Origin of the sequence: Williamwhitmania taraxaci (assembly GCF_900096565.1) — a bacterium.
Taxonomy (GTDB): Bacteria; Bacteroidota; Bacteroidia; order Bacteroidales; family Williamwhitmaniaceae; genus Williamwhitmania; species Williamwhitmania taraxaci.
The window spans coordinates 1-19,369 of sequence record NZ_FMYP01000071.1; the positions used below are offsets into that span (position 1 = coordinate 1).

A 19,369-nucleotide genomic window follows, 5' to 3' on the forward strand; every position below is an offset into this window, starting at 1 on the left:
AATCCTGCCAAAGTGAAACCTTTTTCAACCCGTGTATGGGCGTTCCGGTAAGCATAGTAAAGGTCTTGCCGCACGTTTTGCACTTGGAGCGCTGCCTCCCATTGAACATGCTGTGCTTAATGATCATGCTGCTCGAGCAGTGGGGGCAGACTTTCGCCTCCCCCAGCTGAGCCGTAAGTGATGCATCCGTATTTTTCAGCTCCCGCATTACCGTAACGCGCTCTTGTTCTGTCAACTGTTTTGCGAGTTCTCGGATTTGTTCAATTATTGTCATATCATAGAGACTTTCCACTAAGATAAGCAAATTTTTGCAACAACATTATCACTGAATAGAGCCAAAATAATTTATCGATTAAATATTTTCATGAATCAACTATTATAGTTGAAAGTAAGACAAAAGCGAATAGTTATGATACTATTTATAAGTCAATAGAAAAGGAAGAAAGCATTAATAAAATCGGAGAAATTATTTTAACAAAGAGTGACACTTTGATAAAACAATAAAAATTTTGCCCACAATCGAGTAGCCCACCCCACAACCAACCTCCTGCGAGAACCACCCACACCACTTTAGTTATAGCAATCAAAAGGCTATTGGGAATTTCACAATCACAGTTTCCTAAAGTATAAGTCCCACCCCAAAGGTAATGGCAAAGAGGAGCGTGGAGAGCGAAAGGTTTTTCAGCTCGCTGTTTAGGTTGGAAGGTATTCGGTTGCGGAACACTACAGCCACATTCCTGAGCAAAAATGGAACGGACACAACAAAGAGTAGCTGGGTAAGGCTTTGGTAGTGTAGCGCAACGTAGATGGATGCTGCCACGATTGCACCAAAGACAAGGGCCGCATGGTAAATCTTCCCCCACTCACCGCCCATAAGCACCACTAGCGTATGCTTTTTTGCCTTAATATCCGATTGTTCGTCGCGAAGGTTATTGAGGTTGAGCACGCCAGTGCTCAACAGCCCCAGCGAAATGGCGGGTAGAAAAATATCGAGATTAACCGTTTTGGCATGGAGGTAGTATGTGCCCACAACGCTCACAAGTCCAAAGAAGATAAACACAAACACATCGCCAAAGCCGCTGTAGCCGTATGGATTCTTGCCCACCGTATACTTAATGGCCGCAGCAATGGCTCCAACCCCAAGCAGCAAAAACAGCAGCTTTATGAGCGCACCGCCACCACTAAACCCTACAAAGATGAGCGATATGCCGGCAGCAAGCGTAAGGAGCGAAACGATGGCAATGGCCCACACCATTTTGCGTGGAGTAATTTCACCGGTTGTTACCATGCGCGCGGGGCCAATGCGGTCGATGCTGTCGGTTCCCTTGGTAAAGTCGCCATAGTCGTTTGCTAGGTTGGATAGGATTTGCAGCAGCAGCGAGGTTAGCGCAGCAAGAACAAAAACAATCCAGCGAAAAGTACCATCGGCCGCAGCCAGAAGGCTACCAAGTATGGAGCCAGCCAATGCTAACGGCAGGGTGCGGGGACGGGAAGCGTGAAGCCAGGGAGAAAGCATTCTAATTTGAAGATTTGAAGATGAGATAATTTGATAATGAAATCAATGAGACAATGTGTCAATATGCCAATAAGACAATGAAAAAATAAACAATGAAATCAATGAGTCAATACGGCAATGAGACAATGTGCCAATTTAAAAAATTACCACGGAGACACGGAGAGCACGGAGCAAAATCAGATAAAGAACACCGCTATGCTATTAATCTGGAAGTATTCTCTGTGGTTCTCTATGGTCTCTGTGTCTCCGTGGTTCGTTTACTTCTTTCTAAATCGACTAAGGGAATCGTGGAAATTTCTTAAAGTCGGGTTTGCGCTTCTCGAGGTAAGCCTTCTTGCCTTCCTGCGCCTCTTCGGTCATGTAGTAAAGAAGGGTGGCGTTACCGGCCAACTCCTGAATTCCAGCCTGTCCATCGAGTTCGGCATTCAATCCCACCTTTATCATCCGGAGCGCGAGCGGGCTATGCTGCATCATCTTCTGACACCAGGCTACAGTAGTATCCTCGAGTTGATCCAAGGGCACCACCTTGTTTACCAATCCCATATCGAGAGCCTCCTGTGCCGAGTATTGCTCGCAAAGGAACCAAATTTCGCGAGCCTTCTTCTGACCGACAATGCGAGCGAGGTATGATGAGCCAAATCCGGCATCGAAGCTACCTACCCGTGGGCCGGTTTGCCCAAAGATGGCATTATCCGAAGCAATAGAAAGGTCGCAAACAATGTGAAGTACGTGGCCGCCACCAATGGCAAATCCATTAACCATAGCCACAACGGGCTTGGGTAACGAGCGAATGAGCTTTTGCAGGTCGAGCACGTTGAGGCGAGGAACGCCATCCTTACCTATGTATCCGCCAGAACTCTTAATGTTTTGATCGCCGCCGCTACAGAATGCCTTGTCGCCTTCGCCGGTAAGGATTACGGTGAAGATATCGGGATTTTCACGACAGAAAACCATCGCCTCAATCATCTCACGAACGGTATCGGGTGTAAACGCATTCCGGTAGCGTGGACGGTTGATAGTGATCTTGGCAATTCCCTCGAAATATTCAAACTTTATCTCTTCAAACTCCTTGATGGAGGTCCACGTTCTAGTGCTCATACTATAAATGAATTTGTTTGTAGTAATCCTTAAATACAGTTGTATTCACCTCAAAATCGGTAACAATTTCGAGAATCGAAGGGCGGTCGGCCGGAGCAAAGAGCCAATTGAGGCTTGCGGCCAGCTCCTCGTGCGAGTGGCAGAGGTAATGGTTTGCACCGTAAGCTTCGGCCAAATGCTTAATATTTACGCTATGTGGAGTCTCAAAAAATTCACGCGCTGGGTTTTCGTCCTTACCGGTATCGATAAGCCTGAAAATATTGCCTCCACCATTATTTATTACAATAATTTTAAAATTCCCTTTCAGATGTTTATTCCACAATCCGTTGGAGTCGTATACAAACGACACATCGCCGGAAATAAGTAAGGTCGTTTTGGTAGAAGCCACCGATGCTCCTGCGGCAGTAGAGATGCATCCATCAATACCGGATGTTCCCCTGTTGCAATGATATGTTACATCGGCCCGACTACGAAAAAGTTGGGAATAACGAATAGGTGTGCTATTGGCAAGGTGCAAATTACAATCGTCAGGAATGCGAGCCATTATGGCACCAAAAACAGTGAGATCGGAATAAGGGAATCCCTCAACCAATTCGCGGTGCTTATTCCGCAGATGCATCTCTCGGGTGAGAACCAAATCGCGGTAATAGCTACTGATCTTTGCCTCACGTTCCACTAACGACCTCAACAACAACCCCGACGAAGCCACAATTGATTGGGTTAAACATTGAAAGGTATCCACATGCGAAGGAGAAGGTTGGATATGCCAATGCTCCAAAGGGGTATGTTGCCGTAGATACTTCTTTAAACGACCCGAAACAATTGAATGGCCTACTGTAATTAACAGGTCTGGGCGAAATGCGCTCGCCTCTTCCTCGGTAAGCAATGCAAAGAAACGCTCCGGAGAGGAGATAACCATTTCACCGTGAATATTTGAGAGATTCTCGGCAACGATGACTACGGAAGGGTTAGCAGATAAAAGTGTTAGTGCCCTGAATCGAGACTCATCAGCCACATCGGCTCCACAAATAATCATCTTCTTACTACTTGAATTCCACCGAACCAATAGGGCTTCAATAGCCTCGTCAGTGAGTAGTTGAGGAACACTAATATTCTGAATAACATGAATATCGGAACTCGGTTTTGGAAGCGGAGTATAAAGTGGTTCGCTCAGTGGAATATTAAGATGAACCGGACCAGAAGGCTCGTGCACTGCTGCATTCATAGCCTCGTTTACCGATCGTGTGAAATACCAGAAATCGGAACTACTGGCAGTATCAACAGGCAGATTGAAGCTTTGCTTAATAAAGTTTCGATATAACTCCGATTGACGGATTGTCTGTCCATCGGCTTGGTCGATCCACTCGCTGGGACGATCAGCCGTAATTACCACCAGCGGTATATTTTGATAGTAAGCTTCGGCAATGGCTGGAGCATAGTTAAGTGCGGCAGTTCCTGAAGTGCAAATCAGTCCAACCGGCTGATGCGTTACTAGCGCAAGGCCCAAGGCAAAATATGCAGCCGATCGCTCATCGGCAATGCTCAGGCACTCCATATTGGCATGATTGGTAAAGGAGAATATCAAGGGTGCATTGCGCGATCCCGGTGAAATAACCACAGTGTGCATGCCATGACGGTAACAAATATCTGGCAGATCGCTAATTCCTTGTCTTGGAGAAAACATAAGCTTTCGAACTTGTATTAACGCTATTTACAACCGACAGAAGGGTCATCATTTTATGGGAAGTCTCCTCCCATTCCCGTCCAGGAATAGAACCTTCGGTAATTCCCGCACCAACAAAAAAGGCAAACCCCTCCGGAACAACCTTCAAACAGCGCAAATTAACAAAAAAAGCTGTATTGTCTTCAATATTTATTGGGCCCAGAAAGCCGGAATAGTACTCTCGCTCATGCTTCTCTACGCTTAGGACAACGTCCACGGCATTTGCCTTTGGCAGTCCACAAACCGATGGAGTTGGTTGCAGAGCCACGATAAATTTACCAAGCAGAGGCTTTATCGTAGAAGCATCAAACTCAAACTGAGTCTTGAGATGCACTAAGTTAGCCGCTTGATAGCTATACGGTCCAATTTTTTCAACGTTGGTAATGCCAAAGGAGCTTATCACGTTTTCGATATAACTCGTAACAATTGCTTGCTCATCACGCTCTTTTGCGTTCCACTTTACATCTGAAACCATTCGATTTCCGAGAACTTGTGTGCCTGCAATGGAGGTTGTTTTTGCACGTTCGTCAGAAACCAGTAAAAGAGGTTCAGGGGAAGCGCCTATCCAGCAACCCACATCCGGCATCTGAAGTATATAGACAAACGCATGAGGATATGCTTGGCAAAGGGTGTTAAACAATTCAATGGTATCGATACTGCTTACCTCCGTTTCAATCTTTACACGGGAGAGCACCGCCTTGATAATGACGCCTTCTTTGATTTTTGCCTTAATGGCCTCAACCTGACGGGTAAATTCCGATGAAGACGCCTCATGCATGGGGTGCGATTCCGATTTTGTTCCCAAAAAAAGGCTACACTTTTGTAGTGTTTCTATAATTTGGTCTACCGGACTATTTCCTGTATGTATGAAATCAGGTTCCAACAGGGTAATTGGAAAAGCACCACTGCCTTCGAATGGAGCAACCACAAAACCAGTGGCACCAGTAATCTCCACGCTCGATTTTAATTTTCGTGGAGCAACCGTATATTGAACAAGTGTAGACAACTCCGATTTCTCAGGTAATTGGTACGATACAAATGGGATCCTCCTCTCCAAACAGACGTGGAGCAGTTTATTACGAACCTTTGTAACTTGAATGTCAAAACTATCTGAAGCGATCATCTCCCAATTTCAGTTGCTTGAATATACACTAATTGTTTTAAACTTTGCTAGGCGTTCCTATTTACCACCATCATGGTAACACGACCGATCATCACCAAGCGGAGTTCCTCATCCACAATCTCCACATTCCACACGTGTGTGCGTTCGCCTTGGTGAATAATACGCGCCGTAGCAGTCACAAACCCAGAAGATACACTCCTAAGATGGTTTCCGTTAACCTCAAGCCCAACCACCATGGACTTAGACGTATCTACCAACATTGTGGAACCTGCACTAGCAACAGTTTCGGCAAGCGCCAGCGATGCTCCACCATGAAGTATCTTGAAAGGCTGAATGGTTCGGGAATCAACCGGCATTTTGGCAATCACTACTCCTTTCACAGCCGAAAGAAACTCAATGCCGAGATGATTGATAAGTGTATTTTCACACAATGCATTCAGCTGCTCGGCTGTAGACGATCCTTCCATGATAATTCAAATTTTATAGATGAACAATGGGTAATTGTTTCTGTTCAGCAAAGCTAGCCTAAAGTGAAGCATTTCCAAACGGTACAGCACAACCAAGCGAAGCCAATTTACCGAAAGCGAAAGCCCCACCATAACGGTAGGGCTTTTATCGGAGTATTACTCTTAAATATATTTTTGGCGATAGATTTCGGCTTCCTCATGAAGTTGATCGATCTTAGCCATGATATCATCGGCAACTACCTGCTTTTGAGCCTCAGACTCCGAAAGAGTAAGGTTCGTAAGGTCGATCGCGAAACTTTGGATATACGTTTTCGTCTCATGAATCTCGCCGAAATTGAGCACAACAACGTCGTCACAGACATCTTCCTTGGTCATATCCTCATGCTCAGCAGGAGGCATAGTGTTCCCGTTGAGCGATAAGCAGCAATAGTAATCGAATGAACGAAGGTATCCGTAAACGGCTGTAATACCTTTTTTTGTTTCCGGCATCCAAGGGCGGTAGCGTGTTCCAGCAGGAAATAGAATGAATATAGATCCTTTATTGCGTAACTCCCCAATTTTTCGGGTAGAGCGAAGGTTTATCTTATTGGCCAACTCTAACTCATCCTTAGCTTCCTCGCAGTTCTTCAACTCAGTAAGCGAACGAATGGCGTAAACCACCACTCGGGTAAACATCTCAGTAAATACCTTTACCACAGGATTCTCGTTGAGTTTGGTGCCTGCAATAAAAACAAACCGTTCAAATATTTCTTTGAACTTTGGATTTCGATGGTTGTAAAACTGAGCGTAGATGTTTGGCACATCGAGGTTTGATACATGATCAGAGAGAATCAACACCGACTTGCCTTGGCTAGCCAACTCTTCAATTTTAAGCACGTTAGCCTCTCCCAGTATTGTACTACCAGCGAGGTGTGTTTTAGAGATAATCTCAAGTAAAAGTTCTCGATTGGCTATGTGTGCCTCCTGGTAAATATTCTCAGGGGTAATTGCAGTATCCTCATTCATCCTCGAATTTGGCATCATACGCAAAAGGTAGGCTTTAAACTCTTCCGTTCTTTTATGCCTAATTTTTTCTCCCATTACTCAACACCTTTTTTAACAAATTGTTAATCAATAATTGACGACAAACATACCAGTGCAATTTGTTGCAATGATCCAACAAAAAACGGCTATCAAATAGATCAGCAAGATACGAAAGGCATTCGAAAAGAACAAAGGTTTAAACCAATTGTGCAATCGCAGCATCTTCCACAATACAAAGCCTATAAGACGAAGGTGTTAAGTTAGGGTTTAATGCACCTATCCTTAAAAAACTCAGATTTTTCGTTCCATGTAGGAACCATGCGATCGTTGGTTAATCGATTTCCTAGGAGGAAAAAGAGTTTTGAATCCTCAACCAACCCCTCGAGGTTATCTCGAATCGGATCGTATTGATCGGAAGGTTTATGATATATTGTTTTCCAATACTCTGCAATTTTCGCTAGGGTTTTCTCCTTGCCCAACTCAGTTTGATGGGTATAGCCTTTTGCGAACAACGAAGGAACACCTGCAAGAAGGAAAGGGAGTTGATCGGAGCGGTAGAACATCCCATTCTCCGGATTAGGATCATTACAGATATATCGCCCTTGCTTTTCAGCCTCTTCACGGAGAAAATCATCAAGTTGAGAATGACCCAACCCTGTTACAGTAACATCCTTAAATTTCCCAAGGAAAAGAATCACATCGGAATTGAGGCAAGCAATAGTGCTATCCATAGGTATTGCAGGATGGTTGACATAGTATGTAGACCCAAGCATCCCTGATTCCTCACACGTAGGAACAAAAAACAAGACCGATCGCTTGGGCGCCTGCTTCATCTCCTTAAACGCCTTTGCCACGGCAAACATTCCCGCTATAGCGGCAGCATTGTCGGAGGCACCATTATATATGGAATCACCGTCAACGACAGTACCAATCCCCAAATGATCCCAATGGGCAGCATATACCAAGGCTTCATTGGGTTTTTCCGAACCCCGAATTATTCCAGCCACATTATAGGAAACGCACTTATTCCAACGATTCTCCAACCGTTGCGAAAGGGTTGTTAGCAGAGGAAGCGCGCTAAAGCCTTTATTACAAGATGCCGCTTTAAGTTCGTCATAGCTCAGGCCCGATACAGTGAACAACTTACGAGCAATATCAGAAGTAATCCATCCTTGAACTTTACAATTCATTTTATTTTCAATGGGCTCATCCACGTAATAATCAGAACCGTTACTTCTGCGTTGAACTACACCCCAAGGATAGCCAGCGGCAGCTTCCTCGTGCACAATGATACAGGCCGATGCTCCTTGGCGCTCTGCTTCCTCAAACTTATACCGCCAACGTCCGTAGTAGGTCATTTGGTTTCCCTTAAAGAGTGTAGTGTCTTTTGTATAAAAACCGGTATCGTTCACTAATACAATCACTACCTTACCCCTAACATCCATACCTTTATAATCGTCCCATCCATACTCGGGTGCCCGAATGCCAAAGCCAACAAAAACCATGGGGACATTGGAAAGAACAATCTCCTTCTCAAGAACAGGACTCCAAACGGTTATTTCTTCGGCATTGATTAAGGGTATATCTCCATTGGGTGAGCCAATCTCAACATTACCAACCAACCGAGTGAAGATATTAACCAACGGAACCTGCTGCAAGTAACTACCATTAAAGGCAGGCTCAAGCCCCAACTCTTTCATGCGAGACTGAAGATAACTTAGGGTTCTCACCTCACCTATTGTGCATGGACCACGCCCTTGAAGGCTATCGGCTGCGAGGATGGTAATATCAGCAGCAATACCTTCGCTCGTAATAACTTTAGATGCAGTTTCGGCACTTGGTCCGCTACAGGCTATAGTAAATGAGAGGATCAAATATAGAAGACGTTTCATTCAGCGTTTTAGTTTTAATGCAGAACAAAGATAGTTTTTATTGAATACGGCGATACTGGGGTAACAAAAAGAAGTTCCACGAAAAACACATAAGGAGTCAGAGAAGGTTAAAGAAGAGAGACACCATCGTTCACGCTTAACACCTTTGCATGCAGATCTAGATACTCAATCCGCTTTCATCAGTATTCCCGCAACGAACCGTCCGGAAGCGTTCATGCGTGCCGAGTAGAATTCGTGATGATTGCACTGGGTGCATATCTCGGCAACTTCAATGTTTTTGGGCAAGACTCCCGCCGCAATAAGCTGGCGACGGTTAGCCTCCCATTGGTCAAGATGGAGGCGCGCTCCTTTTCCTGCAACAAGAAGACCTTTGAGCGTGCCGAATTCCGCAAATACAGCCTCCTCTACATCCGTTCCCACCTCGTAGCAGCAAGGACCGTTGGATGGTCCAATACCAACTAAAATATTTGTCGGGTTACTTCCCAATTCAACCATTTTGGCTACACCTTTTCCAGCAATATTCTGCACCATCCCCTTCCATCCGGCGTGCAGCGCAGCGGCAATACGTTCAACTGGATCGTAAAGCAGGATTGGGACACAATCGGCCGATTTAGTCATAAGGCAAATATCCTCAGTGGCAGTAACCATTCCATCGTTGTGCTGAATGGCACTTTCTTGATTGAGCGATCCCATCCCCCTGTGGCAAGAATCCACAACCATAATATTACTGCTATGCACCTGAACCTGGTGTGTAAATCGATCGAGGGGAATACTAACCGCCTCAGCCAATCGTCGTCGGTTTTCGAGAACATTCACGTCGGAATCGGAGGAATGAAAACCAAGATTTAAAGACAGATCTCCATCAATGCTGATGCCGCCTTCGCGGGTTGTAACAAAATGAACCAGTTCAGGAAACCGGTTTAGGTTATGGAATTTATATAGCGGCAATCCGCCTTGGGTAAGCTTTATCATTAGAAAATGGATATACCCGATTTGGTGGTAAATAGTTCCAATGCTTGAATCCCAGCCAAGGAATTTCCATAGGTGTTTAGGCCCGGGCTCCAAACCACCACGCTCAACTTCTGCGGAATGATAGCGGCTATACCACCACCCACACCACTCTTGGCAGGAAGTCCAACTCGAAAGGCGAACTCCCCCGCTTCGTTGTATAATCCCGAAGTAAGCAGCAGCGAACTTAACCGCTTTGTCTGGCTCACAGTAAGCACCCTTTCGCCCGAATGGGAAACAATGCCATGGTTGGCCAACATAAGGAATGATCGGCCCAAATCCACGCAATTCATGGACATAGAGCACTGCTTGAAATAGAAATCCATTACCCGCTCGATGGGCATGTGGATATTCCCAAAACTCTTCATAAAGTATCCTAACGCAAAATTCCGATTACCGGTTTCTCGCTCCGACTGAGCAACCCTCAAGTCGTAGTTAATCTCAGGATTATTTGCCACCTCCCGCACAAAACGGATGAGATCATCTTCGGCGTTTGGATAGAGTTCGCAGAGCATATCGGCCACCACAATGGCTCCGGCATTAATAAAGGGATTTCGAGGTATTCCGGCCTCATACTCCAACTGAAGCAACGAATTAAAGGCGTTGCCAGAGGGTTCACGCCCAACTCGGTCCCAGATAGCATCGCCCAACCGCGAGAATGCCAACACTAAGTTAAAAACTTTAGAGATACTTTGAATGGAAAACGGATTGTATGCATCACCAACAGAAAAAACAGATCCGTCGAGGGTTACCACTGCCATCCCAAAACTACTTGGATTTACTTCGGCCAATGCGGGAATATAATCAGCAACTTTACCTTTTGCTAGGAGTGGCTTTACCTCCACATATATTTCATCGAGCAATCGTTGGTAATCCATTCCCCTTTTTTTTTGTGCTAAAGATAGCCGTTCCCCTCCTGCTGATCACAATTACTGAAGAAAAATCGTTTACCGTTAAGTAAATGTTATTACGTTGCCCCTTGATTCTCTCTGAAAAATAGAATATTTTTGAAGAAAAAAGAGATGACTCTCCCCAACTATCCCAAATGGGCAAAAATAGCGATGATCATATCGGCAGTATTAATTCTAGGCCGCATAATACTGAAGATTGTTCAGATAAAAACCCCGGTTGATGGGTTTGTAAATGGGATTATGAACGTCGCAGTGGGAGCCGTGCTCGTGGCGATTGGGATGGAGATTTTTACCAGAAAAAAAATAAGTAATGCGGGACCATCAAGCGAATCCGATAAGACCAAAGAAAGAGACGAAGACCGTGTTAGTGATTAACGCACAAACTCCTTACGCCGCAATCCAGAACAAGAGAAAAATAAAATAAGGGTTGCCTCTAGCCTCTTCGCCTACAGCAACCCTTAACGTTCTTATCATTCCTAGCAGCTCATCTCCCCGGCATTCTTCTTAGCAGAAAGGAGGTTGTAAGCACCTTTTATTACAACCTTAGCCGTTTTGATGGCAAAACTTGCGGGTAGAATAATTTCCGTGAATCCATTATCGGAGACACCTTTGTGCACCTCTACCATACGGTATTCGGAAAAAGACCTGCACATCTCCATACTGTTTTTGTCCACAATAAAGTATTATCACCATGAGTATTTAATCCTAAAAAAGTGTAGATTTGCCACCTAAACCTTTGTATGCTAAGAGGTGTTGCCATACGATATCTGCTGCTCTCCACCTTCCTAATAACGGTGGCGCATAGCATTATATCTCACCACCATTACGACACTGTAGTTTACCATCAAATTCCAGAACACTCCCACAACGAATATAGCTGCAACGAATCTGAGTCTCACTGTATCTCATGCTGCGAAACCCAAGACGATGCAGGACATCCGCAGCACTGCCAGTTTAAAACAGAAGTTTTTACCGACAGACATTATGCTCCGGCAATTCTTGTTTATGCAATTGTTTTAGTAAACATCGAAATTCCGGATATTTCAGAGCAGAACATACAAGTTCAATCTCAACCATTTCGTGCAAAGCCACTCGACGGTATCGGCCGGAGTGCATCCCCGCGGGCCCCTCCTATCTTCTCTTAGTTTCCTTTCTTAATCATTTTATTGCCTTTGACACTCTCAACTAGAGAGTGCTCTCATTGTCAGTTATTTATCAACATGCCATTTTCACCCAAAGGCATCAAAAGAAGCGAATATGAAGAAGTATATAATTATCGTGAGCATTGCCGCTACGGCCGGCCTTTTCGCCTGCAACCAAAGCAACACCAAGCACACCCATGATGATGGAACTGAGCATGAAGGTGATTGCAGCCACGACACCTCAGCAGCGTCGGCTCAAGAATCATTTGTGGTAGATAGCGCTGATGCCGTTCACCATTCGGACAGCTGCGAGCATAAGCATGAGCACGGTAATTCTCACAAGCACTAACATTACAGCGCTCGGGTAGGAATACCCTACCCGTAGCCCGTTGTTCATCGCCATTGTAAATGGCCTAAACCATCATACTTATGAAACAGATATTTAACTATATACTTGTGGCTACTATAGCGTTTAGTGGCTGCAATAATAATGCTCCGCACAAAGAAGGTGAAGAGGCTCATGCCCACGAAGTAGCAGAGGCAAGTCACGAAGAGGAGGGCCACAACCACGCGGCAGTAATACAGCAACTGGTAGGCTACAACGCAAACTTTGAACTTTACGCGGAAGTTGCTCCTCTAGTGGTTGGCGAATCGACCAATATCTTGGCGCACTTTACACACCTCAACAACTATAAACCGCTAACAGAGGGAAAAGTCACCATCAACCTGATTTTAGGAAGCAAGGGCGTTCGGCAAACTATTGAAACGCCAACTCGTCCGGGAATCTACCAGTTTAGCATTAAACCGGAGAGTGCGGGAGCAGCAAAATTCATTTTCGAAATTGAGACATCAAAGGGAAAAGAGCGCCTAGAGGTTGAGAACATCACCGTTTATGCCGACGACCACGAAGCAGCACATGCTTCGGAAGGTGAGGCAAAGCCAAACCCGGCTGCAGTTTCATTCACAAAGGAGCAGTCGTGGGGTATCGATTTTTCCACCACAGTTGTTGCACCACACCAATTTGGAGCAATCATAAAGAGCGTTGGCGAAATTCAATCGGCACCGAACGATGAAACCATTATCACCGCAAAGAGTAGCGGTATTGTGAGTATCAACAACCAAATTTTTGAAGGAAACTCAATCAGCGCAGGCCAGTCAATACTAACCATCTCGGGAAGAGGCCTTGGAGACGGGAATGCATCGCTAAAACTATCAGAAGCAAAGAACCGTTTCGAACAAGCAAAAGCCAACTACGAAAGAGCCTCCGAATTGGCAAAGAGTAAGATTGCATCGGAAAAGGAGTTGCAACACGCCACTACAGAGTTTGAAAATGCGAAGGCAGCCTACAACGACCTTAGCAGCACCACAAGCGAAAAGGGACAAACCGTTTCCTCGCCCAAAAGCGGATACATAAAGTTGCTCTTGGTCTCCAACGGGCAATATGTGGAACAAGGACAACCGCTTGCAACAATCTCCCAAACAAAGAATTTGGTAATAAGAGTCGAAGTTCAGCAGAGATATCTCGCCCTACTAAAAGGGTTGTATAGCGCAGCAATTACAGCCACCGATGGCAAAACCTATTCGCTGGAACAGCTGCGCGGAAGAGTGCTATCGAGAGGCGAAGGACTTACCGGAAACAGCTATCTTCTTCCGGTATACCTCGAAGTGAACAACCAAGGTAATCTTTACGCAGGCAGCCTTGTAGATATTTACCTCAAGGCAAAAACCGGCACTTCCACAATCACCGTTCCCAACGCCTCAATTCTCGAGGAGCAAGGATTGTTCTTTGTTTACTTGCAGCTAACACCCGAAAGTTTTGAAAAGCGCGAGGTTAAGATTGGCGCAACCGATGGAATTGAGACTGTAATAGTGAGCGGCTTAGCACCCAACGACAGGGTTGTATCGCAAGGAGCGATATTGATTAAAGCAGCCTCGGCAAGCGGAAAGATTGACCCACACGCAGGACACGTTCACTAATCTCGAGGTAGAAATCATGTTAAACAGAATATTACACATATCGCTAAACAATAGAATGATAGTTCTATTGACTGCGCTGGTGGTAATGATTGCGGGAGTAAAAATAGCGTCGGATATGGACGTGGATGTGTTTCCCGACATTACTGCCCCCACCGTAGTGGTTATGACCGACGCACACGGCATGGCGGTCGAAGAGGTTGAGCGACTAGTTACGTTTCCCATCGAAACAGCAGTAAACGGTGCCACCGATGTTCGCAGGGTTCGCTCTGCATCTTCGCAAGGATACTCTTTTGTTTGGGTGGAGTTTGATTGGGGTACCGATGTCTTTAAGGCTCGCCAGATTGTGAGCGAGAAGATGGTTACGGTATCATCTACTATGCCTGAAGGTATTGGGCAACCAACCCTTGCACCGCAATCGTCGGTAATGGGTGAAGTTCTCTTTGTTGGACTCCAAGCCGATTCCACTTCGATGCAAGATTTACGCACCATTGCCGAATGGAACATCCAGCCGGTATTGCTTGCCACCGGGGGCGTTGCCCAGGTTACCATTATAGGAGGCGACTACAAAGAATACCAGATTCTTGCCGACCCAATCCGCATGCTTCGTTACGGAGTATCGCTCGAAGAGCTAACTGTAGTTTGCCGAGGAATCAGCCAAAACTCACAAGGAGGCGTAGTGCGCCAGTATGGCAACGAGTATGTGGTTAGAGGAATGGCTCGCACCAACAACCTCGAGCAGTTAGGCGCATCTCTCATAAAAATGCGGGGAAATAATCCGGTTAGGATAAACGACGTTGCCGAGGTTAAGATTGGAGCAGCAGTAAAGATGGGATACGCATCGCAAGATGCAAAACCGGCGGTTATTCTATCCATATCCAAGCAGCCCAACGCCAATACGCTAAATCTTACCGAAAATATAGAGCAGCGTTTGGCCGATGTGCAAAAGACACTTCCGCCCGACGTTAGGATTGATACCAAAATCTTCCGTCAAGCCGACTTCATCGAAACATCCATTAACAACGTGCAAAAAGCGCTAGTTGAGGGAGGTATTTTGGTTGTGATTATCCTGTTCCTCTTCCTGATGAACTTCCGCACCACCATTATTTCGCTTACAGCCATACCGCTTTCACTGCTTGGGGCAATTATCGTGCTCAAGATGCTCAACCTAAACATCAACACCATGAGTTTGGGTGGTATGGCCATTGCAATTGGTTCGCTGGTGGACGATGCCATTATCGACGTGGAGAATGTATACAAGCGATTACGCGAAAACTATCGCCTACCTAAAACTGAGCGCAAAAGTCCTATCGACATTGTGTTTAGAGCGTCGCGAGAGATTAGGGCATCAATTGTAAATGCGACCATAATTATTATAGTTGCATTTATTCCACTATTTTTCCTCTCGGGAATGGAAGGCAGGATGCTTAAACCACTGGGCATTGCCTATATAGTGGCACTTTTCACATCGTTAATTGTGGCCATCACGGTAACTCCGGTGCTTTGCTACCTTATGCTTTCCAACGAAAAGCGAATGGCGAAGCACAGTAGAGACCCTTGGCTTAGTCGAAAACTATCCGAACTCTACGCCTCTTCGCTATCAAAGGCACTTCACTACAAGAGGGCGTTTATTGGAACCGCCGCAGCGCTCACCTTAGTTTCAGTTGTATTACTGCTAACCATGGGAAGCAGCTTTTTGCCCGAATTCAACGAAGGCGCACTTACCATTAGCGCCGTAAGCAAGCCGGGTATCTCGCTGGAAGAGAGCAACAACATTGGCAACATGCTTGAGCGAGCAGTGCTCACAATTCCGGAGGTTACCGAAACATCGCGCCGAACCGGACGCGGAGAACTAGATGAGCACTCGCAATCGACCAACAGTGCCGAGATTGATATCAACTTTATATTAAAAGATAGGCCTCAGGAAGAGTTTCTGGCAGAGGTGAGAGCGAAGTTGGGATCGGTTCCAGGGGTAGCCTTTACCGTTGGTCAGCCACTTGGGCACCGCATCGACCACATGATTTCGGGAACCCGCGCCAACATTGCCATTAAGCTATTCGGAACAGACCTTAGCCGATTATACCTCACGGGTAAACAAATTGAGGCAGCCATCAACGGAATTCCGGGGCTGGTGGATGTTAACGTGGACCAGCAAACAGAGGTGCCGCAAATTCAAATTGTAGCAAATCGCGAAAGGCTGGCATACTACGGCATCACCGTTGGAGAGTTCACCAAGTTTGTTGAGCTAGCCTTTTCGGGCGAAAAAGTTTCGGAGATTTATGAGGGACAACGTAGTTTTAATCTTACGGTGAAACTAAACAGGAACTACACCAGCGATTTCGATGGAATCCGCAATGCCCTTATCGATACTCCAAACGGAAAAAAAATACCGCTTGAACAAGTTGCTACCATAAAATCGGCCATGGGGCCAAGCTCCATTAGCCGCGAAAATGTGCAGCGTAAGTTGGTTATTTCGGCCAACGTTACCGGAGGAGACCTTGGCAACGTAGTAAAGCAAATTAAGGAGCAGGTATCGGAAAAAGTAACGCTACCGGAAGGCTACCGCGTAGAGTATGGTGGACAGTTCGAAAGTGCCCAAGCCGCATCTCGAACCCTATTGCTATCGTCGATAATAGCTTTGCTGGTAATTTTCTTGCTTCTTTATCATGAGTTTAAGGATTCCAAGTTGGCAGGTATTGTGCTTATCAACCTTCCGTTGGCGCTAATTGGTGGAGTATTTGCCATTTGGATTACATCTGGTGTTGTCAGCATTCCTGCTATAATTGGATTTATTACCCTGTTTGGCATTGCAACCCGCAACGGAATCTTGCTTATCTCGCACTACAAGCTACTGGAGAGCAGAGGTACTAACCTTACCGATATTATTGTTCAAGGTTCAGTAGATAGGCTCAACCCAATTTTAATGACTGCGCTTACAGCAGGGCTTGCACTTATTCCTCTTGTACTAAACGGCAACGTTTCGGGTAACGAGATTCAGAGTCCAATGGCAAAGGTTATCCTTGGTGGATTGTTAACATCTACCCTGCTTAACCTCTACATTGTTCCGATGGTTTATCAGCTCTTCAAAACAAAAAAAGAGAATAACGTAAAGTAGAAAAGCATGAAAACTATAGGCATAAATAAAATAGAAATTGGCTCTTGCATGAAGAGCGCAATAGCCGTAGCAGCCATGTTTCTTGGTTGCTTCTCGGCTCAGTCGCAAGTAAAGCTCGATACACTACTGGTAAAGGTGCAGACGAATAACCTATCGCTACAAGCGGCACGAAAAGCTTTGGATGCACACAAAGCAGAGGGACGGATTGGACTTCTTCCAAATAATCCTCAAGTTTCAGTTGGATACATGCCAGGAAACTCTTCGGTCATTGGAACGAAGGAAATATTCTCTATTTCCCAAAGTTTCGACTTCCCTACAACCTATTTCTACAAAAACGGCATTGCAAAAAGCAACGATGCCGTTGCAGAGGCAGCCTTTCGTAAGCAAGTTCAATCCGTATTGATAGAAACAGCTGATCATTTCTACAAGATTGTGGCGGCAAACAGGCAGATTCTCATTCTGGAACGTAGAATTTCAAATGCAAAGCAACTGAGCGAATCGTTTCAAATTCGGCTTCAGAAAGGTGATGGCAACATTCTCGACTTCAACAAGGCAAAGCTGCAGCTAACCGCACTTACTGCCAAACAGAATGAGGTGTTGGCAACAAGAGAGCAGCTGCGCGAACAGCTGCGCAACCTCAACGGATCGGTTTCGGTAGAAGTTACCGATACTACGTTTGAATCCAAGCAACTCTCCTCTTTCGAAGAACTTTCGACAGCACTGGCGGCCAACAATCCAACCATTGCTGCACACCAATCGGCGGAGATGATGGCGCGCAAGCAACTCAGCTTAAGCCGGGCTCAATGGCTTCCTGAATTCGAAGTTGGATACGAAATGGAGAAAACGCTAGGTGATAAGTTTGCTGGAGTTCGCGTTGGAATGAGCATTCCGCTTTGGCAAAACAAAGGCGCAGTTAAGCATGCCAACTTTGCATACAAGCAAAAGCAATCAGAAACACAAGATGCAACAGCAATGGCTGTAAGTCGTCTTCAACAAGATTGGCAAAAAGCGCAATCGCTGCAAGCAAGCATTGCTTCATTCGAAAGCGATTTAGCAAGTCAGCAAACCAACGAGCTTCTGCAAAAGGCGCTACTTGCCGGAGAAATTTCAGTTATTCAGTATTTCCAAGAAACATCATGGATTTACGAAATGCAAGAGACCCTAACAAATATGCAGCTGGAGTATGCGCAGCTGGCCGCATCAATTGTTATTAGAACAAGGATTTAGACTGTAGTAGAAAAAAAAACATCGAGAGTTATAGCTCTCGATGTTTTTTTCATTCAATTTAACTCCTTATAACTTCCGACTAACTCCCGTTTAACTTCTTTTTAAAACGGAGCGTACGCAGCCTTCTCCATATCCTTCAACGTTTTAATAGGCCTCTGCGGATTCAGCTTCTCGTTCATGAACTTGTAAATTTTGAGCCGGATTTGGCGTGCATTCTTGATGTCGATACGGTCGAAGGAGTGACCTCCGGGAGCATCCTTAAATATTTCATACTGGAAATCCTTTTTCTCGAAAGTAAGCGCCTGAATGAGGTGCTCCACCTCCACCACGTTTACATCGTCGTCGCTGGTGTTGGTGTGGATAAGTAGCGGAGTTTTTAGCTTGCCGGCACTCCAAACGGGTGAGCGGCGTTTATACTCCTCAATATTCTGGTTGGCGGTTTTGCCAATATGGTTGGGTGCCGAGTATAAATCGCGGTATTCGTTGTCGTAGTAACCCATGCGCATAACCAAATCGGAAACGGGAACTCCGGCAAAGGCCACCTTGTAGGTATCGGGGTGATCGAAGATGCTCATCAGGGTAATCAATCCGCCGTGGCTCCACCCCATAATGCCCACGCGACCTTTATCCACAAAGTCGTAGTTCTCGATCATATACTCGCAGCTGGCTTGAGAATCATCTACCTCTAATCCACCGTAATCGATATTGTTGTAAGTTCCTTCACCATAACCTGTGCTACCACGGTATTCGGCCGAAACCACAATGTAGCCTTGGTAAATAAGCTCGCGGATAATATGCGTATAGTAAGTACAATAGTTCGGTAATAACTAGTGTAAATATTTGACAATCAGAAAAATAGGCGTGAATAAATTTGAATAAGACCTTAGAAATCAGTATCTTAAAAGATTATTCCAGTAATTTTCTAAGCATGATTCCTAAGGTCAGTAATATTGTTAAGTATTACATATACAGCACATTAAACAACGACTGTTTTAATAAACTCAATAAAACTCGCAAAGATTTTGTTGTAAGCGTTCTTTGGCACATTTTGAGTATCAAAGGTAGGATAAATTTCTTACAGCTGGGTCGCTTTAGCCAATCTAGCGAACAGACCTACCGCAACCAGTTCGAGAAACCGTTCGATTTCTTT

The 19,369-nt window shown here is 45.3% G+C and carries 18 protein-coding genes and 1 pseudogene; 7 read left to right on the top strand and 12 right to left on the bottom strand.

What is annotated here, in order from left to right:
• From BLS65_RS14700 to BLS65_RS14745, 10 genes are all read right to left on the bottom strand, one after another.
• The coding region (locus tag BLS65_RS14700; RefSeq protein ID WP_139180956.1) for an IS1 family transposase at window positions 1–274 on the bottom strand (274 nt) is incomplete at its 3' end.
• Between the two features lie 345 nt (window positions 275–619).
• Entirely contained in the window at window positions 620–1,516 is an 897-nt protein-coding gene (gene menA, locus BLS65_RS14705; protein ID WP_092440341.1) for a 1,4-dihydroxy-2-naphthoate octaprenyltransferase, read from the bottom strand.
• A 276-nt stretch (window positions 1,517–1,792) separates the two neighbouring features.
• Window positions 1,793–2,614, bottom strand: a complete 822-nt coding sequence (menB, locus tag BLS65_RS14710) for a 1,4-dihydroxy-2-naphthoyl-CoA synthase (protein WP_092440343.1) — start codon at window positions 2,612–2,614, stop codon at window positions 1,793–1,795.
• 1 nt (window position 2,615) lies between these two features.
• Window positions 2,616–4,298 carry a 2-succinyl-5-enolpyruvyl-6-hydroxy-3-cyclohexene-1-carboxylic-acid synthase gene (gene menD, locus BLS65_RS14715; protein WP_092440345.1) on the bottom strand — a complete coding sequence of 561 codons (1,683 nt, stop codon included), beginning with the start codon at window positions 4,296–4,298 and terminating at the stop codon, window positions 2,616–2,618.
• Window positions 4,273–5,394, bottom strand: a complete 1,122-nt coding sequence (locus BLS65_RS14720) for a chorismate-binding protein (RefSeq protein ID WP_170830144.1) — start codon at window positions 5,392–5,394, stop codon at window positions 4,273–4,275. The genes menD and BLS65_RS14720 overlap by 26 nt, the downstream gene beginning before the upstream one ends.
• A 113-nt stretch (window positions 5,395–5,507) precedes the next feature.
• Window positions 5,508–5,927: a PaaI family thioesterase gene (locus BLS65_RS14725; RefSeq protein WP_092440349.1), complete on the bottom strand. Its 420-nt coding sequence runs from the start codon at window positions 5,925–5,927 to the stop codon at window positions 5,508–5,510.
• Window positions 5,928–6,089: 162 nt separating this feature from the next.
• The gene (locus BLS65_RS14730) at window positions 6,090–7,007 is read right to left on the bottom strand and encodes a 1-acyl-sn-glycerol-3-phosphate acyltransferase (protein ID WP_092440351.1); all 918 of its coding nucleotides are present in this window, start codon (window positions 7,005–7,007) and stop codon (window positions 6,090–6,092) included.
• A 203-nt stretch (window positions 7,008–7,210) separates the two neighbouring features.
• Window positions 7,211–8,842 (bottom strand): M28 family peptidase, encoded by a 1,632-nt coding sequence (locus tag BLS65_RS14735; RefSeq protein ID WP_092440353.1) that lies wholly within the window; start codon window positions 8,840–8,842, stop codon window positions 7,211–7,213.
• Between the two features lie 165 nt (window positions 8,843–9,007).
• Window positions 9,008–9,814: a peptidoglycan editing factor PgeF gene (pgeF, locus tag BLS65_RS14740; protein ID WP_092440355.1), complete on the bottom strand. Its 807-nt coding sequence runs from the start codon at window positions 9,812–9,814 to the stop codon at window positions 9,008–9,010.
• On the bottom strand, window positions 9,814–10,728 hold the full coding sequence (locus tag BLS65_RS14745) for a glutaminase (RefSeq protein WP_092440357.1): 915 nt from the start codon (window positions 10,726–10,728) through the stop codon (window positions 9,814–9,816). The genes pgeF and BLS65_RS14745 overlap by 1 nt, the downstream gene beginning before the upstream one ends.
• A 129-nt stretch (window positions 10,729–10,857) precedes the next feature.
• On the opposite strand from BLS65_RS14745, the gene BLS65_RS14750 reads away from it, so the two are divergent.
• Window positions 10,858–11,136: a hypothetical protein gene (locus tag BLS65_RS14750; RefSeq protein WP_092440360.1), complete on the top strand. Its 279-nt coding sequence runs from the start codon at window positions 10,858–10,860 to the stop codon at window positions 11,134–11,136.
• 101 nt (window positions 11,137–11,237) lie between these two features.
• Here the strand turns inward: BLS65_RS14750 and BLS65_RS18390 are convergent, their stop codons facing one another.
• Complete coding sequence (locus BLS65_RS18390; RefSeq protein ID WP_170830145.1) at window positions 11,238–11,414, bottom strand: hypothetical protein; 177 nt, start codon at window positions 11,412–11,414, stop codon at window positions 11,238–11,240.
• An 87-nt stretch (window positions 11,415–11,501) separates the two neighbouring features.
• On the opposite strand from BLS65_RS18390, the gene BLS65_RS14755 reads away from it, so the two are divergent.
• The 5 genes from BLS65_RS14755 to BLS65_RS14775 all read left to right on the top strand — a co-directional run bounded on the left by BLS65_RS14755 (window position 11,502) and on the right by BLS65_RS14775 (window position 18,219).
• The gene (locus tag BLS65_RS14755) at window positions 11,502–11,906 is read left to right on the top strand and encodes a hypothetical protein (protein WP_092440362.1); all 405 of its coding nucleotides are present in this window, start codon (window positions 11,502–11,504) and stop codon (window positions 11,904–11,906) included.
• Between the two features lie 112 nt (window positions 11,907–12,018).
• Window positions 12,019–12,252 (top strand): hypothetical protein, encoded by a 234-nt coding sequence (locus BLS65_RS14760; protein ID WP_092440364.1) that lies wholly within the window; start codon window positions 12,019–12,021, stop codon window positions 12,250–12,252.
• A gap of 80 nt (window positions 12,253–12,332) precedes the next feature.
• Window positions 12,333–13,880, top strand: coding sequence for an efflux RND transporter periplasmic adaptor subunit (locus BLS65_RS14765; RefSeq protein ID WP_092440366.1), 1,548 nt, complete (start codon window positions 12,333–12,335; stop codon window positions 13,878–13,880).
• A gap of 16 nt (window positions 13,881–13,896) precedes the next feature.
• Complete coding sequence (locus BLS65_RS14770) at window positions 13,897–16,992, top strand: efflux RND transporter permease subunit (RefSeq protein ID WP_092440368.1); 3,096 nt, start codon at window positions 13,897–13,899, stop codon at window positions 16,990–16,992.
• A gap of 6 nt (window positions 16,993–16,998) precedes the next feature.
• Entirely contained in the window at window positions 16,999–18,219 is a 1,221-nt protein-coding gene (locus tag BLS65_RS14775) for a TolC family protein (RefSeq protein WP_092440370.1), read from the top strand.
• 101 nt (window positions 18,220–18,320) lie between these two features.
• Here the strand turns inward: BLS65_RS14775 and BLS65_RS14780 are convergent, their stop codons facing one another.
• Window positions 18,321–19,013, bottom strand: coding sequence for a prolyl oligopeptidase family serine peptidase (locus BLS65_RS14780; protein WP_092440372.1), 693 nt, complete (start codon window positions 19,011–19,013; stop codon window positions 18,321–18,323).
• Between the two features lie 134 nt (window positions 19,014–19,147).
• Here BLS65_RS14780 and BLS65_RS18650 point away from each other — a divergent pair.
• Window positions 19,148–19,369 (top strand): annotated as a pseudogene (locus BLS65_RS18650) (hypothetical protein); the annotation flags it as partial.

Coding starts and splice junctions, on each gene's coding strand:
- menA (WP_092440341.1), bottom strand. CDS start 1,516: ATGCTTTCTCCCTGGCTTCACGCTTCCCGTCCCCGCACCCTGCCGTTA.
- BLS65_RS14770 (WP_092440368.1), top strand. CDS start 13,897: ATGTTAAACAGAATATTACACATATCGCTAAACAATAGAATGATAGTT.
- menB (WP_092440343.1), bottom strand. CDS start 2,614: ATGAGCACTAGAACGTGGACCTCCATCAAGGAGTTTGAAGAGATAAAG.
- BLS65_RS14725 (WP_092440349.1), bottom strand. CDS start 5,927: ATGGAAGGATCGTCTACAGCCGAGCAGCTGAATGCATTGTGTGAAAAT.
- BLS65_RS14760 (WP_092440364.1), top strand. CDS start 12,019: ATGAAGAAGTATATAATTATCGTGAGCATTGCCGCTACGGCCGGCCTT.
- BLS65_RS14730 (WP_092440351.1), bottom strand. CDS start 7,007: ATGGGAGAAAAAATTAGGCATAAAAGAACGGAAGAGTTTAAAGCCTAC.
- menD (WP_092440345.1), bottom strand. CDS start 4,298: ATGTTTTCTCCAAGACAAGGAATTAGCGATCTGCCAGATATTTGTTAC.
- BLS65_RS18390 (WP_170830145.1), bottom strand. CDS start 11,414: ATGTGCAGGTCTTTTTCCGAATACCGTATGGTAGAGGTGCACAAAGGT.
- BLS65_RS14735 (WP_092440353.1), bottom strand. CDS start 8,842: ATGAAACGTCTTCTATATTTGATCCTCTCATTTACTATAGCCTGTAGC.
- pgeF (WP_092440355.1), bottom strand. CDS start 9,814: ATGATAAAGCTTACCCAAGGCGGATTGCCGCTATATAAATTCCATAAC.
- BLS65_RS14775 (WP_092440370.1), top strand. CDS start 16,999: ATGAAAACTATAGGCATAAATAAAATAGAAATTGGCTCTTGCATGAAG.
- BLS65_RS14745 (WP_092440357.1), bottom strand. CDS start 10,728: ATGGATTACCAACGATTGCTCGATGAAATATATGTGGAGGTAAAGCCA.
- BLS65_RS14755 (WP_092440362.1), top strand. CDS start 11,502: ATGCTAAGAGGTGTTGCCATACGATATCTGCTGCTCTCCACCTTCCTA.
- BLS65_RS14765 (WP_092440366.1), top strand. CDS start 12,333: ATGAAACAGATATTTAACTATATACTTGTGGCTACTATAGCGTTTAGT.